The sequence below is a fragment of the Arthrobacter glacialis genome (assembly GCF_002909415.1).
In the GTDB taxonomy this organism is placed as follows: Bacteria; Actinomycetota; Actinomycetes; order Actinomycetales; family Micrococcaceae; genus Specibacter; species Specibacter glacialis.
Map to the genome: position 1 here is coordinate 1 of NZ_PPXB01000019.1, position 14,160 is coordinate 14,160.

A 14,160-nucleotide genomic window follows, 5' to 3' on the forward strand; every position below is an offset into this window, starting at 1 on the left:
CGCTCCGCCGGCAAGAAATGCGCATGACGGGAAGGCCTCTGGGGAATATCCATGAATAATTATCTCCTCCTGCCCCACCAAACATGAATGAGAAAAACTCTCTCACTCAAGGCTGGCACGTAGGGGATACGGGGTGTTTTTCCCCAACGCTCGCGCAGTTACGACAAGTAATTGGGCGACGCCCGCTCACTCAGTGCCCACGAGATTCCGGCCTCACAGCCATGTGCCGACGGAATCCGGTATCCGGCACCCACTGCTGCAGGAGCGTTGGGGAAAAACACCCCATAACTGAAGGAGCGTTGGGGTTGAGGGAGGGCTACTTCTTGGGGATCAGAAGTCGCCAGACAACCAGTGCCACCAGGGGTGTGGTGAAGGCAATGCCGTAGAGCCACACACGGCCCTGCAGGTTGTCGATGATCATGCCGAAGGAGCCCCCCTGCATGGAGAGCAGCCCGGCGGTGAGGTAGGCGGCGGCCCCGCAGAGCACCACAACCCAGGAACTCTTGCTCCACAGTCCAACAAACAAGCTCACGGCGGCAAGTAATAGCAAGGCCAGTGCCGCGCCAATGGGAATCAGCGCCCCGCCGTCGAGATGCCAGAGGTGGCCGTGCAGGGAGGTGCCCAGCAGCCCGCTGCCCACACCAGCACCAGCAGCTGCGGCCAGAACTGCCCACCGGCGCGGCGGCGGAAGAACGAACCGGGACTTTTGGGCCCGGGCGGGTCCGGGCTGCCCGGCCCCTGTCTCAGGTCCTTGAGTGCGTGCTTCCAACGGTTCGGTCATGGTGTCTGCGCCCCATAAATCAAGGCCGGATCCACGGCAACAAACTCTTCCACGGCCGTGATGTCTCGCCACACGTTATCGGAGAGGGCAAAGCGCTCCCCCTGCACAGTGATTTGGGTTCTGTGGGCCTGCATGGCCGCTTTTTTGGCGGCCAGATCGCCCTGGACGGCAAGCCGGGCCACGTCAGCTGGCAGTTCGCGCTCCGGGCGGTCGCTGACAATGGCGTAGATGGCCGGCACCACCCAGCCGGAAGGTTCAGTCGATGGCGTTGCAGCCGCCTGCAGGGCTGCCATGGTCAGTTCATGCGTGCGCACGTGATCGGGGTGGCCGTAACCGCCGTCGGCAGCGTAAGTGACAACCAGTGCAGGACGCAAGGCCCGGATGGCTGTGGCCAGCAGATCCGCCGTCTCCGCAAGGGGCGCCTTGGAGAATGAACCCGGCAATACCGTTGACGCGGCCGCGGCTCTGCCATCGGACCCCCATTGCATGCCCGAATCCCGGAAGACCACCGGTCCGCCGCTGGGCGCCGTGAGGCCCTGGCCCAGCCAAATATGTTCTCTGACGCCCAGGGCATCGAGGGCCGCGGCCAGTTCGCGTTCACGTTCCAACGCCAACCCCGTGCCGTCCGCCGCTGGAGCGCTGCTGGTGTGTCCGACGTCGTGAGCGCCCGCTGCAATGTCGGCTGCCTTCACTTCCAGGTGGGCCAACTCCGGTGGAATCACTTCACCGAGCTCCCCGCGCGTGCAGGTCACGAGAACCACACGGGTCCCGGCAGCGGCTGCAGCTGCCATGGTGGCTCCCGTAACAATGGTTTCGTCATCCGGATGGGCGTGCACAAACAAGGCAGTGACATCCGGGCCCATACCGGGCAGAAGGTGCTCGAAAGCAGTGGCGGCGTTGTTCTCCATATCCACCAATCTACTCGCTGGCAGCAGCGCTGCCCCAATGCCGGTGCGCGACAAATGCTGGCGCCGGGACGCAAAAAGCCGGCACACCCGGGCAAGGCCACGGGTGTGCCGGCTTCGTTGCTGGTGCTAGACCAAGAGCGTGGCTCCCGGAATGGCATTGAGCAGATCTTGCGTGTACGTCTGTTTCGGGTTGTTGAATACCTCATCGGTGGAGGCTGCTTCCACAATCCGGCCATTTTGCATGACACACACCTGATCAGCAATCTGGCGAACCACGGCCAGGTCGTGGGTGATGAACAGGTACGTCAAGCCCAGATCTTCCTGGAGCTCGTTGAGCAGGTTCAGCACCTGCGCCTGCACCAACACATCGAGTGCCGAGACCGCCTCGTCACAAATAATGACGTCCGGGTTCAACGCCAGGGCGCGCGCAATGGCGATGCGCTGGCGCTGGCCGCCGGAAAGCTCATTGGGGTATCGGTGCATGGTGGCCGCAGGCATGGACACCTGATCCAACAACTCGCGGACCTTCTTCTCCCGCGACTTGGAGTCACCGATCTTGTGAATCTTCAGCGGCTCCTCAATGGTCCGGTAGATGTTAAACATCGGGTCCAAGGAACCGTAGGGGTCCTGGAAGATGGGCTGCACCCGCCGGCGGAAATCAAAAAGCGCCTTGCCCTTGAGCGTATTCACCTCGACACCGTCAAAGAGAATACTGCCCTCGGTGGGCGCCAGCAGGCTCAACGCCATCTGTGCCACAGTGGACTTGCCCGATCCAGACTCACCGACGATGGCCATGGTGCTGCCACGCTTGACGGTGAAGGAAACATCATCAACAGCCTTGAACTGCGAGGACTTGCCCAGCGCGCCGCGGAGCTTGAACTCCTTGGTAAGGTTCTTGACCTCCAAGATGGTGTCGCCCTTGCCCGCGGGCTTGCGTGCTTCGGACGACGGCGTGGCGTGGCTGACGTGTACGGGAGCCGGGTGTGCCCCGTCCCCCACGTCGGGAGTCGACTCCTCGATGTCTTCCACGGCAGCGGCCAGCACATCCTTGGCTTTCTGCGACTGCAGGCGCCGTGATGACAAGGACGGGGCTGAGTTGACCAGTCGCTGCGTGTACGGGTGCTTCGGGTTGCGCAAGATCTCCAGTGCGGGACCCGATTCAACCACCTGCCCCTTGTACATGACCACTACTTTTTCCGCCCGCTCGGCCGCAAGGCCAAGATCGTGGGTAATGAGCAGCACTGCCGTGCCCAATTCCGTGGTCATCCGGTCCAGGTGGTCCAGAATTTGGCGCTGCACTGTCACATCCAGAGCAGAAGTGGGCTCATCGGCAATCAGCAAACGGGGTCGGCAGGCCAGACCAATGGCAATGAGCGCCCGTTGGCGCATGCCGCCGGAGAACTCGTGCGGGTACTGCTTTGCACGGGCCTCAGCATCCGGCAAGCCGGCCTCGGAGAGAACTTCCGCCACTCGGGCCTTGGAGTTGCCGTCGTCGAGCCCGTTGGCCTTCAGCGTCTCCTTGACCTGGAAACCAATCTTCCAGACCGGGTTCAGGTTCGACATGGGGTCCTGGGGAACCATGCCGATGGAGTTGCCACGGAGTTCAATGATGCGCTTGTCACTGACGTTGGTGATGTCCTCACCATCGAAAATGATCTGCCCGCCACTGACCCGCCCGTTGCCCGGCAACAAGCCGATGGCCGAAAGCGCCACAGTGGTCTTGCCCGAACCGGACTCCCCCACAATGGCCACTGTCTCGCCGGGCATGATGGTCAGGTGTGCATTGCGCACCGCGTTGACGGGGCCATTCTGTGTGTCAAAAGTGATGGCCAGGTCCCGTATTTCAAGAAGCGGCGCATCGTCATTGCGTTTGGCGCCGGAATTCACGGCGTTGCCATTCGTGTGGTTGGACATGATGTCACCTCTTCCTTGCTTTGGGGTCCAGCGCATCGCGCAACGCGTCACCGAGCATGATGAAGCTCAAGACGGTGATGGACAGGGCCACGGCGGGCCAAAGGAGCACTCCGGGGTTGTTGCGGACCTGTGGTTGAGCTGCAGCGATGTCATTGCCCCACGACATCACCGAGGGCGGCAAGCCAAGGCCCAGGAAGGACAGCGTCGCCTCAGCAACGATGAACGTGCCCAGGGAGATGCTGGCTACAACAATCACCGGTGCCAATGAGTTCGGGACCACGTGTTTGACCAATGCCCGGAACGGGGTCAGGCCAAGCGCCTTGGACGCCGTGACAAAGTCGGCATTGCGGTTCTCAAGGACTGCACCGCGGGTGATGCGGGCAATCTGCGGCCAGCCAAAGGCCACCAGGGCCACTACCACGGTCCAGACGCTCCTGTTGTCGCGGAAGAAGGGCAGCTGGTTGATGACGATGGCACCAAGGATCAGTGGCAGGGCAAAGAAGATGTCTCCGAGTCGGGCCAGGATGGCATCAAGCCAGCCACCGTAGTAACCGGCCAGGGCCCCCATGATTCCGCCAATCACCAGCACGCCGATGGTGGTCAGGATACCCACCAAGAGCGAGGCACGCGTGCCGTAGATCATGCGCGAATACACATCGCAGCCCTGCAGGGTGAAGCCGAGCGGGTGTCCGGATCGGGCACCCTCGGCTGAGTCGTCAAGTGTGCAGCTGGTGGGATCGACGCTGGCGAACCATTGCGGGAAGATTGCCACCACCGCAACCAAGACGATCAACAGCGCGGAAATGAGGAATAGCGGCTGCTTGCGGAGGTTGTGCCAGGCTTCGGCCCAGAGACTCAACGGTACTGCCGTCTCGTCGACCTTGTCCACGGCTGCCAGGGGGGTTTCCTCCAGCGGCGCCACGAAGTGTTCAATGAAGCGGGTGGAAGTTTTTCCCTGCCGTGTCACGGGGATTACCCGGGCGGTCGGGTCATTTTCGGGTGTCAGGTTCTCAGACATAGCGAATCCTTGGGTCGAGCCAGGCGTACAAGAGGTCCACAGCTAGGTTGGCCACCACAAATACAATGACCAAGATGCTGACAACGGCCACAACTGTGGCACTTTCGCCCTTGAGGATCGCTTGGTACAGCAGATTACCAACGCCGGGGACGTTGAAAATGCCTTCGGTGACAATCGCGCCACCCATAAGCCCGCCCAAGTCGGCACCCAGAAAGGTCACCACCGGGATCAGGGAGTTGCGCAATATATGGACGACGACGACTCGGCGGCGACTCAGGCCCTTGGCCGTGGCCGTGCGGACGTAGTCGGCGTTCATGTTCTCGCTGATGGACGCACGGGTCAGCCGGATCACGTAGGCCAGGGACACAAGCCCCAGAACCAGCGCAGGGAGGATCAACTCATTCCACGGTGCGGTGCCACTGACGGTGGGCCGGGCCCAACCAAGCTGCACGCCAATCACCAGCTGGAGCACGAAGCCCAGGACGAAGGTGGGGACTGCGATGACGATCAGAGACGCCACCAAAATGGTGCTGTCAAACAGCTTGCCCTTGCGCAGGCCGGCAATAACGCCGAAGAGCACTCCGAATATGGTTTCAAAGGCGAGTGCCAGAATGGCCAGGCGGGCTGTGACGGGGTAGGCGCGGGCAATGACGTCTGCGACTTCCTGGCCTGAGAAGGTCTGCCCAAGGTTCAAAGTGACAAGGTTTTTCAAGTACAGGAAATACTGCACCCAAAAGGGCTGGTCCAGGTTGTACTGCGCCCTCAGTGCGGCTTCAACCGCTGGCGCCATCGGCTTGCCGCCGGAAAGGGCGGCAATGGGATCTCCGGGAGTGGCGAAGACGAGGAAATAGACCAGCAGCGTGGCCCCGAAGAAGACGGGAATCAGCTGCAGGAAACGACGGATTGTAAACATGACCATTACGGCACCACCACTCCCCGGGTTCCCAATCGCAAAGCATTCATGAAATTACCTGTTCTAGTTGACGGTACAGGTCAGCCTTCCGCGGATCACGCGAAAGCTGCTGTACGGAAAATAACACATATGTGTGTCCTTGCGGCAGTAAAGGGGGACCCGGCCCCCAGTGCCGGGTCCCCCTTTACTGCCGCGGAAGTAAAAGACTTACTTTGCGGTAACTGCGTAGTACAGCGGTTGGCCGTCCCAGCCGAACTGCACCGTGTTGACGTTGTTGCTCCACACACCCTGGACTGCCTGGTACCACAACGGAACTACGGGCAAGTCCTTGAGCAGGATTTCCTGGGCTTCGTTGAAGAGCTTGTTGCCTGCTTCAACGCTGGTGGCTCCCAAACCTTCATTCAGCTTTGCATCGAAGGCGGGGTTGGAGTAGTTGCCGTCATTGGAACCAGCCCCGGTTGCGTACAGCGGACCGAGGAAGTTGTACAGCGACGGGTAGTCGGCCTGCCAGCCAGCGCGTGAGGCACCGGTGAGCTCCTTCTTGTTGACCAGGGCGCGCATTTCCTTGAACGACGTGACCGGGTTCAGCTCTGCCTTGATGCCCAGATTGGTGGAAATCTGGTTGGCCATGGCAGTGATGTATTCCTTGTTGCCGGCACCATCAATGTTGGAGGTGACGGTGAAGACCTTGCCTGCCGGCCACGGGCTGATTGCTTCAGCCTTTGTCCAAAGGTCCTTGGCCTTGGCGGCGTCGAACTTCAGCACCTCGTTGCCCGGGAGGGCGTCGCTGAAGCCGTCCAAGACGGGTGAGGTGAACTCCACGGCGGGCTTCTTGGTGCCGTAGAAGATCTTGTCGATGATCTGCTGGCGGTCAATCGCCATGGAGATGGCCTGGCGGCGCATCATTCCGGCTTCGCCTTGGAACTCCGGCAGGTAGCTCGGAATGGTCATTGTGGCGTTACCGGCGTAGGGCTGGTTCACGTTGCGGCCCTCAAAGTCGGTCGTGAAGTTCTGCAAGCCGCTCGGCGGCACATCCCTCAAGACGTCAAGGGTGTCCGCCTGCACGCTGGTGTAGGCCGCATCCAGGCTGGTGAAGATAGTGAAGGTCACGCCACCATTCATGGCCTTGCGCGGTCCGTTGTACTTGTCATTGGGCACCAGCTCAATGGAAACATCATGCTTCCAGCCGTCTGCTGCCAACTTGTACGGGCCGTTGCCGATGGGGTTCTGGCCGAATGCCTGCGTATCCGCGTAGGCGGACTCGGGCAGCGGGTAGAACGCCGTGTAGCCCAGGCGCAGCGGGAAGTCGGACTCGGCCTGAGCCAGTTCAACCGTGAAGGTGGTGTCATCGACAACCTTCAGGCCTTCCATGGTGTCCACGGTGGCGCCCTCGGCGGAAACCGTGTCATAGCCCTTGATGGAGTCGAAGAAGTAGCTGTTCAGCTGCTTGTTCTTGGCTGCCGCACCAAAGTTCCAGGCGTCAACGAAGCTTTTGGCCGTGACGGGTGTGCCATCGCTGAAGGTTTGCCCGGACCTAATCTTGATGGTGTAGGTCTGGGAATCCTTGGTCTCGATGGATTCCGCCAATTCGTTGACGGTCCTGCCGGTGACGTCATAGCTGACGAGGCCGGTGAAGATGAGGTCCATGACCTTGCCGCCGCCAACTTCATTGGTGTTGGCGGGCAGCAGCCCATTTTCCGGTTCGGTGTTGTTGGCTGTGATGACCTTGCTGGTGTCGCCGGTTGCGGTGTTGCCGCTGTCCGTGCCGCCACCGCATGCTGACAGGGACATAGCAACGACTGCTGCCAGACCCAATGCCTTGGAAGTGCGTGAGAAACGCATTCCGCCTCCTTGATTTTTTTAATGGTTGCGAGAAGAAACATCCGTGTTGCAAGGTAACCGGGATCGCCGTTGACCCGGATAGTGTTCCAACTCATACCCTATGAGCCTAGCCACAAAATGTTACTAGCAAGTAAACGCGACCACATTCTGAGCATATCTTGATCAAGATGAGACCTTAAACACAAAAGCCCGCCCCAGTAGCAACTGGGGCGGGCTGTTGTGTTACGGCAATGAATAGCGCCAGGCGCTACCGAAAGCTTGAAGCGTTAGTTCTTTGCGCGGCTACGGGCGGCCTTGGCGCGCTCGGAAGCGTCCAGGATCAGCTTGCGGATGCGAACCGACTCCGGGGTAACCTCAACGCACTCGTCTTCGCGAGCGAATTCCAAGGACTCTTCCAGAGTCAGGTTGCGCGGCGGGGTCATGTTCTCGAAGGTGTCCGAGGAAGCTGCACGCATGTTGGTGAGCTGCTTTTCCCTGGTGATGTTTACGTCCATGTCATCGGCGCGTGAGTTCTCGCCAACAATCATGCCCTCGTAGACCTCCGAGGTGGGCTGCACGAAGAAGTTCATGCGTTCCTGGAGCTTGATCATCGCGAACGGGGTGACCACGCCAGAGCGGTCAGCCACGATGGAACCGTTGGTGCGGTATTCGATCGGGCCGGCCCACGGCTCGTAGCCTTCGGAGATGGACGCCGCAATACCGGCACCGCGGGTGTCGGTCATGAAGCGGGTGCGGAAACCGATCAGGCCACGGGCCGGAACGATGAATTCCATGCGGCACCAGCCGGTGCCGTGGTTGGCCATGTTGGTCATGCGGCCCTTACGGGCAGCCATCAACTGAGTCACGGAGCCCAAGTATTCCTCGGGTACGTCGATGGTCATGTGTTCCATCGGCTCGTGGGTCTTGCCGTCGACCTGCCTGGTCACAACCTGCGGCTTGCCAACGGTCAGCTCGAAGCCTTCGCGACGCATCTGCTCAACGAGGATGGACAGAGCCAATTCGCCACGGCCCTGAACTTCCCAAGCGTCGGGACGCTCGGTGGGGAGAACGTTCAAGGAAACGTTACCGACGAGTTCCTTGTCCAGACGATCCTTGACCTGGCGTGCGGTGACCTTGTGGCCCTTGACGCGGCCGGCGATCGGCGAGGTGTTGATACCGATGGTCATGGAGATGGCCGGCGGGTCAACGGTGATCAGCGGCAGCGGCTGCGGGTTTTCCAAGTCGGTCAGGGTCTCACCAATGGTGATGTCCTCGATACCGGCAACAGCAACAATTTCGCCGGGGCCAGCGGACTCGGCCGGAACACGGGTCAGAGCCTGGGTAGCCAGCAGTTCGGTGATCTTGACAGGCTTGACGGTGCCATCAGCGCGGCACCAGGCAACGGTCTGGCCCTTGCGCAGGGTGCCGTTGAAGATACGCAGCAGAGCCAAACGGCCCAGGAACGGGGAAGCGTCCAAGTTGGTGACGTGCGCCTGCAGGACACCTTCCGGGTTGTAGGTCGGGGCCGGAATGTGATCGATGATGGTCTTGAACAGCGGCTCAAGGTCCTCGTTGTCCGGTGCCGTGCCGTTATCGGGCTGAATGGTGGAGGCGCGGCCCAACTTGCCGGACGCGTAAACAACGGGAACGTTCAGAACGGCGTCGAGGTCCAAATCCGGAACTTCGTCGGCCATGTCGGAGGCCAGGCCCAGGAGCAGGTCCATGGACTCGGCAACGACCTCGTCGATGCGAGCATCGGGGCGGTCGGTCTTGTTGACCAACAAGATGACAGGGAGCTTTGCGGCGAGTGCCTTACGCAGCACAAAGCGGGTCTGCGGAAGCGGGCCTTCGGAAGCGTCAACGAGGAGTACAACGCCGTCAACCATGGACAAACCGCGCTCAACCTCGCCACCGAAGTCAGCGTGGCCGGGGGTGTCGATGACGTTGATGGTCATGACCTGGCCGCCAGCGGAAGGACCGTTGTAGGCAACCGTGGTGTTCTTGGCCAAAATGGTGATGCCCTTTTCGCGCTCCAGGTCACCGGAGTCCATGACACGCTCTGCAACGACACCGTGATCGGCAAAGGAGTGCGTCTGCTTGAGCATGGCGTCAACCAAGGTGGTCTTGCCGTGGTCAACGTGGGCCACAATGGCGACATTGCGCAGGTCAGTGCGCGAAGCAGTGTTCAGAGAAGTGTCGTTCATGCGTTAAGACTCGTTTCAGTTGGGCCCGGCTGCAGGCCCGGAAGGGCTAAAGCAGAAAGTCACATTGATGGTTGGCCGTGAAGAATCGGCAGATAACACCATTCTAGTCGTACTGACAAATACGGCCTAGTCACTTTATCCCATCTTGGGCGCATTTTTTCCATCGCGTAGCCATGGATCACTCCCCAACTGCTAATTAACCGCGCATTCACGCCTTAAAAGTTCGACGCCGGACACTTCAGTGAGTGATGAAACTCACCCAGGCTGCAAAGTGGATTGCTCAGTCACGGAAAGCCGAGCTCACGCACGCCCCCGCATCTTGGCTTTCGTCAAGGGCGGTGAGCGTCAGCTGGCCGTCGTCTTGCAGGGGCAGGGCTGCCAGCTGCCTTGAGCCGTCGGCGTTGACTTTCACATTGGCCACGGCTGTTTCTGCACCCAGCCGGTGGCGGCGCACTGTGACCAGGCCGCCGTCCATGGCATGGGCCTCGGCAACCAGACCGTTCACCGTTTGCTCAAGAAAATCTTTGATGTCCATGTCGGCACGCAGTGGCAGGCACAGGTACTGGCTCAACGGCCTGAGGAAGATTGCGGCCTTGCCGTGGGGAGAGCTGACTATATAGGCGGGCAATGAAGAAGTGGCACCGTAGCGCGTGGCCTCAAACCATCCCGTGGCTGTCGAGAGAATGACTGAGAGGACAAGCGCGCCGTCGCGCAGGTGGATGCCCTCCCCGTCGGCCTCGGCCATATCCCGAACGTGCAGGGTTGCCAACCCGGCGCGGACTAGGTCGCTGACTTCGGGCAAATCGGCAAGGACCAGAACCTTGCGGCTCAAATCGGCCCCGGGCCCGGGGCCGAAGGAAAGCAAGGCCAGTACTTCGTGGCTGGTGACGCGGAGGGCACTGTTGGGGATTGCTTCGGCGTTCATGAACTCTTCTTTCCTTGGCGCTTCCGGGCAGCGCTCACTGCTGGCATGCGGATGTGCACAACGAGCTAGTTAACGTATGCCCACTGGGCGACGCTCTGCCACGGACCAACATCCAGTGGAGAGAACTGCACGCCTGAAACGTGCTTGCCTGTGGCGCTGAGGGCCGTGCGCTGGAACAGGGGCAGGCCGTAGGCAGCTTCCACAACCAGCTGGTCGATCTGCATTTTCAAAGCATTTTGTTTGGCATCGTCAGGGTTGACAGCAAGCTGTTCGGTCAGTTGATCCACCACTGTGTTGGAAAAATTGTTGAGGTTGGAGACGGCTCCCGTTGTGAAGACCTGAGGCACCTGAACAGAACCCGTGGGGTTGCTGGTCCAACCATAGAGGGCCGCATCGAAGGCCCCTTCCTTCAACGCAGAGAGCCATTGCTTGGAGTCTTTGCCCGCATCGGTGACACTAAATCCTGCCAGCGTGGCCGAGGCGGCGATCAGGGAATATTCCTTGGCGCGGTCGGGATCGTCCTTGTTGTACAAGATGCGCACAGTGGGGCTAGCGCCGGCCAGGAGTTCCTTGGCGGCTACCAAGTCCACTGCAGCCATATCCGTGGTGCCGTTGCTGCGTGCGGATTCCTTGTAAGGAACGTGTACGGGGTTGAACACAAATGAGTTCAGTACCTCAGCATTGGAGTCAAGGGGCTTGGCAATCTGGTTCACGATCTCCTGGCGCGGGACTGTGTGCAGGAATGCACTGCGCAAATCTGGTGGCGACAAAACACCCTTGAAGTTCAGCACCAACTGGTCAAAGCCCAATCCCAATCCTTGCTGGACTTGCACCCCGGCAGACTTCAGCGCTGCCAGCGCACTGATCCGTTCTGCACTAGCCGCAGGTGTGGCCACATCGGCAGTTCCAGCTTCAAGCGCTTTTATCTGCTTGTCGGGGTCGCTTTCATAGTGGACGGTCAAGGTGTCCAGCTTGGGCACATCCCCCCACGTGTAGTCCGCGTTTCGGGTCAGGATCAGTTCTTGGTCCGCGGTAACTCCCTTGACCAGGTAAGGCCCGTTGGACAGCGCCAAGGTCGGATCAGGCATGGTCTTGCTGTCAAAACCTGTGTTCCAGAAATCCGCAACCTTGCGCAGGGCCGGATTGGCGGGGACGGGTTTCGCAGGATCTCCCTTGGGCACGGACTGCAGCAGGGCAGTCAATGCCTGCGCATCCTTAAGCCCTGTTCGGACGGCCACAATGTGGGCCGGCACGTCCACGGAGGATCCGAGGGCTGTTTCCCAGTCGGAGAACGGGGTGGTGTAGGTCAGGGTCAGCGACAGTCCGTCGTCACCGATGACGGGAAGCTCCGTCTTGGCCAGGCCCGTGTTGTCACCGGCGGCGTGGAAGTAGGCCGTTCCTGCCGTTACGGCGAAATTCTTGTCCAAGGTGGCATCGTTGAAATATCCCGACGCCGAAGCCCACTGCAGGAACAAGTCATCGGCCGTCACCGGGGCGCCGTCGGACCATTGGACACCGCTGTTGATGGTGTATTTGATGGTGAGGGGTTTGTCCTTGACCATCTCATACTTGCCAAACTTGTCGTTCTTGATGATCTTCAGGTCGCTGCCCACGGAGTTGAACCCGGAGTGGGTGGCAGAAGCAATGCGGGCGTTGGTCAGGGTGTTGCCTGTGACGCTTGTGGCGTTGAACGAGCTGAAGGGGGAACCCTCAAGAACAGTGACATTCCCGCCGGCCGTTGGCGTGGCGGACGTTGTGGTCTGGTTGGGGGCCGGGGGTGTGCCCGTGCATGCCGCCAGGGCCAATGCAAGTGCCGCGGCCGTGGCCAGTACTTTGGAAATGCGTCCGGGCCGCATTCCACCTCCAAGTTCTTCGCTTCAAAATGGGCTTTACGGGAATTCAACGGCGACTCGCCAGTCCCTTGGAACAATCCTGCTTTTCAGCGTACCGCAGCGTTCTGAACAGGAGCTGTGGAATGTCCTAGCTCAACGGATGAATGTGAGCATCGACTCACGGCCGGTGCAGGCGCCCAGTCCAGCATCCGACGTCGTACATCAATACCCTGTTCGGCCGTCAACACATTCGCGCAGCAGGTCCACGTGCCCCAAGTGGCGGGCGTACTCCTCAATCATGTGGGTGTATACCCAGCGCAGGTTCAGCTGCTGGCCGTGCCGGAGCGCGGGCAGGGGTGCGTCGAGGTCCGTGACGGCGGCGGCCAGCTCCCGGACGCTGGCGAGTTCCTCCGTGTAGGCGGCCACGTCGGCCAGTGCCTGCGCTTCGGAGTAGTCGTTGAAGTCGGCGTCGGAGTTCTCGGCCTTGTAGCGGGCAACTTCTGCGCTTCCGGCCGCCACATTGGAAAACCAGTAGCGCTCCACATCGCTCAGGTGGCGGACTATGCCGACTATGGTCATGCTCGACGGCGGGACGGCGGCTTGGCACAGTTGGCTCGCCGTCAGTCCGCCCACCTTGATGGGCAGGGTCGCCCGGTAGAACTCCAGCCACGCCTCAAGGGACTCCCGCTCCCCTGCCATGAACGGCGGACCTGTTCGGGTGTCGGGCAGTTCCGGTGTGCGTTCCTCAGGTGTGTCCATGGCTTAACTTTTCCACACATTGGACCGATTGGCGGGAGCTTGTGGCCGCTACGGGCTATTCGGCGGAGACCAGGGGCCAGCTCTGGCCAAGAGCTGTCGGGGAAGGCACAATGGCGGCATGGGATCACGAATCGAAAACTTCTCCATTGACTCAACAACACCCCGCGAAACTGCGCAGTTCTGGGCGGAGGCCCTTGGCTGGCGGATAGTCGTCGAAGATAGCGATGACGACGAGGTGGCCCTGCAACCTCATGCCGGCAGCCCCGAAGCGGGAGCCCTCCCGGACATTCTGTTCCTGCGCGTACCCGAGACAAAGGCCGTCAAGAACCGGTTGCACCTAGATCTGCGCCCGGATGACCAGGCGGCCGAGGTGGCCCGGCTGGAGGCACTGGGTGCCAGGCGGGTCGATATTGGCCAGGGAACCGACGTCACCTGGGTGGTCATGGCTGATCCCGAGGGCAACGAATTCTGTGTGCTGCGAACGCTGACAGAGGCGGAGCGTGCCGCGCAGTAATTTGTGGATGTGCGCCCTGTGGATAACCTCAAGCGGGAAATCCTGATCACTGGAAAAATTGCTGCATGGGAATCAGATACTTTGCACTTCCGATGCCAGCACCAATGGTCAACATTGCCCGCATTAATCCACGGGCGTTCCTGTCCGACCACCACTTTTGGGCGTCCTGGTCCGATCCACCGGATCGGCCCGAAGGGCTGTATCTCGACAAGGCTTGGCGGGACCTGCAGTGGCTACTGGGTGAACCGGAGCCACCCCGGGCCTCATATGAACTGGTCAGCGGTGACGTGGAAATGACCAGCTGCGGGTGGATTCCCTTTGACCGGGTGCTGTCTGCCGAACAGGTCCGAAGCGTGGCCACAGACCTGACATTGGTCGACTTGCGCGAGCTCTACCAGCGCCGTCTGCCGCAGGAATCCCCAGACTGGGCGGCGATCATGGACTACAGGCGCGACTATGTGGAGTCCTACCTGGAGGCAGCAAGAAAATTCACGGCACAACTGGCCAGCCTAGGACTCGGTTTGATTTACTCGATCGGCTAAGGCCACCATGGTCCTGGCCCTCCCACGCT

Annotated in this window: 12 protein-coding genes; 2 read left to right on the forward strand and 10 right to left on the reverse strand. The window is 60.6% G+C overall.

The genetic code is table 11. From position 1 onward, the window contains the following. Window positions 1–316: 316 nt before the first annotated feature. The 10 genes from CVS28_RS17905 to CVS28_RS17950 form a co-directional block, all read right to left on the reverse strand. On the reverse strand, window positions 317–781 hold the full coding sequence (locus CVS28_RS17905) for a hypothetical protein (protein WP_103467164.1): 465 nt from the start codon (window positions 779–781) through the stop codon (window positions 317–319). Beyond that, window positions 778–1,689 carry a PIG-L family deacetylase gene (locus tag CVS28_RS17910; RefSeq protein ID WP_103482359.1) on the reverse strand — a complete coding sequence of 304 codons (912 nt, stop codon included), beginning with the start codon at window positions 1,687–1,689 and terminating at the stop codon, window positions 778–780. Before CVS28_RS17910 ends, CVS28_RS17905 begins: the two co-directional genes overlap by 4 nt. A 126-nt stretch (window positions 1,690–1,815) precedes the next feature. Beyond that, on the reverse strand, window positions 1,816–3,603 hold the full coding sequence (locus CVS28_RS17915; RefSeq protein ID WP_103482360.1) for an ABC transporter ATP-binding protein: 1,788 nt from the start codon (window positions 3,601–3,603) through the stop codon (window positions 1,816–1,818). Window positions 3,604–3,607: 4 nt separating this feature from the next. Continuing rightward, a complete protein-coding gene (locus CVS28_RS17920; protein WP_103482361.1) occupies window positions 3,608–4,621 on the reverse strand; it encodes an ABC transporter permease in 1,014 nt (337 codons plus the stop codon). Then, on the reverse strand, window positions 4,614–5,540 hold the full coding sequence (locus CVS28_RS17925) for an ABC transporter permease (protein WP_103482362.1): 927 nt from the start codon (window positions 5,538–5,540) through the stop codon (window positions 4,614–4,616). The genes CVS28_RS17920 and CVS28_RS17925 overlap by 8 nt, the downstream gene beginning before the upstream one ends. Window positions 5,541–5,741: 201 nt before the next feature. Further along, window positions 5,742–7,376, reverse strand: coding sequence for a peptide ABC transporter substrate-binding protein (locus CVS28_RS17930; RefSeq protein ID WP_103482363.1), 1,635 nt, complete (start codon window positions 7,374–7,376; stop codon window positions 5,742–5,744). Between the two features lie 266 nt (window positions 7,377–7,642). Next, window positions 7,643–9,559, reverse strand: a complete 1,917-nt coding sequence (gene typA / locus CVS28_RS17935) for a translational GTPase TypA (protein WP_103467170.1) — start codon at window positions 9,557–9,559, stop codon at window positions 7,643–7,645. Window positions 9,560–9,839: 280 nt separating this feature from the next. After that, window positions 9,840–10,484 carry a hypothetical protein gene (locus CVS28_RS17940; RefSeq protein ID WP_103482364.1) on the reverse strand — a complete coding sequence of 215 codons (645 nt, stop codon included), beginning with the start codon at window positions 10,482–10,484 and terminating at the stop codon, window positions 9,840–9,842. A 65-nt stretch (window positions 10,485–10,549) separates the two neighbouring features. Further along, window positions 10,550–12,340 (reverse strand): ABC transporter substrate-binding protein, encoded by a 1,791-nt coding sequence (locus CVS28_RS17945; protein WP_103482365.1) that lies wholly within the window; start codon window positions 12,338–12,340, stop codon window positions 10,550–10,552. A 198-nt stretch (window positions 12,341–12,538) separates the two neighbouring features. Further along, the gene (locus CVS28_RS17950; RefSeq protein WP_103482366.1) at window positions 12,539–13,075 is read right to left on the reverse strand and encodes a DinB family protein; all 537 of its coding nucleotides are present in this window, start codon (window positions 13,073–13,075) and stop codon (window positions 12,539–12,541) included. A 118-nt stretch (window positions 13,076–13,193) separates the two neighbouring features. Between CVS28_RS17950 and CVS28_RS17955 the strand changes: the two genes are divergently transcribed. Next, on the forward strand, window positions 13,194–13,589 hold the full coding sequence (locus CVS28_RS17955; RefSeq protein WP_103467174.1) for a VOC family protein: 396 nt from the start codon (window positions 13,194–13,196) through the stop codon (window positions 13,587–13,589). Window positions 13,590–13,654: 65 nt separating this feature from the next. Continuing rightward, a complete protein-coding gene (locus CVS28_RS17960; RefSeq protein WP_133159192.1) occupies window positions 13,655–14,131 on the forward strand; it encodes a DUF1877 family protein in 477 nt (158 codons plus the stop codon). The last annotated feature ends 29 nt before the right edge of the window (window positions 14,132–14,160 follow it).

Coding starts and splice junctions, on each gene's coding strand:
- CVS28_RS17905 (WP_103467164.1), bottom strand. CDS start 781: ATGACCGAACCGTTGGAAGCACGCACTCAAGGACCTGAGACAGGGGCC.
- CVS28_RS17910 (WP_103482359.1), bottom strand. CDS start 1,689: ATGGAGAACAACGCCGCCACTGCTTTCGAGCACCTTCTGCCCGGTATG.
- CVS28_RS17915 (WP_103482360.1), bottom strand. CDS start 3,603: ATGTCCAACCACACGAATGGCAACGCCGTGAATTCCGGCGCCAAACGC.
- CVS28_RS17920 (WP_103482361.1), bottom strand. CDS start 4,621: ATGTCTGAGAACCTGACACCCGAAAATGACCCGACCGCCCGGGTAATC.
- CVS28_RS17925 (WP_103482362.1), bottom strand. CDS start 5,540: ATGGTCATGTTTACAATCCGTCGTTTCCTGCAGCTGATTCCCGTCTTC.
- CVS28_RS17930 (WP_103482363.1), bottom strand. CDS start 7,376: ATGCGTTTCTCACGCACTTCCAAGGCATTGGGTCTGGCAGCAGTCGTT.
- typA (WP_103467170.1), bottom strand. CDS start 9,559: ATGAACGACACTTCTCTGAACACTGCTTCGCGCACTGACCTGCGCAAT.
- CVS28_RS17940 (WP_103482364.1), bottom strand. CDS start 10,484: ATGAACGCCGAAGCAATCCCCAACAGTGCCCTCCGCGTCACCAGCCAC.
- CVS28_RS17945 (WP_103482365.1), bottom strand. CDS start 12,340: ATGCGGCCCGGACGCATTTCCAAAGTACTGGCCACGGCCGCGGCACTT.
- CVS28_RS17950 (WP_103482366.1), bottom strand. CDS start 13,075: ATGGACACACCTGAGGAACGCACACCGGAACTGCCCGACACCCGAACA.
- CVS28_RS17955 (WP_103467174.1), top strand. CDS start 13,194: ATGGGATCACGAATCGAAAACTTCTCCATTGACTCAACAACACCCCGC.
- CVS28_RS17960 (WP_133159192.1), top strand. CDS start 13,655: ATGGGAATCAGATACTTTGCACTTCCGATGCCAGCACCAATGGTCAAC.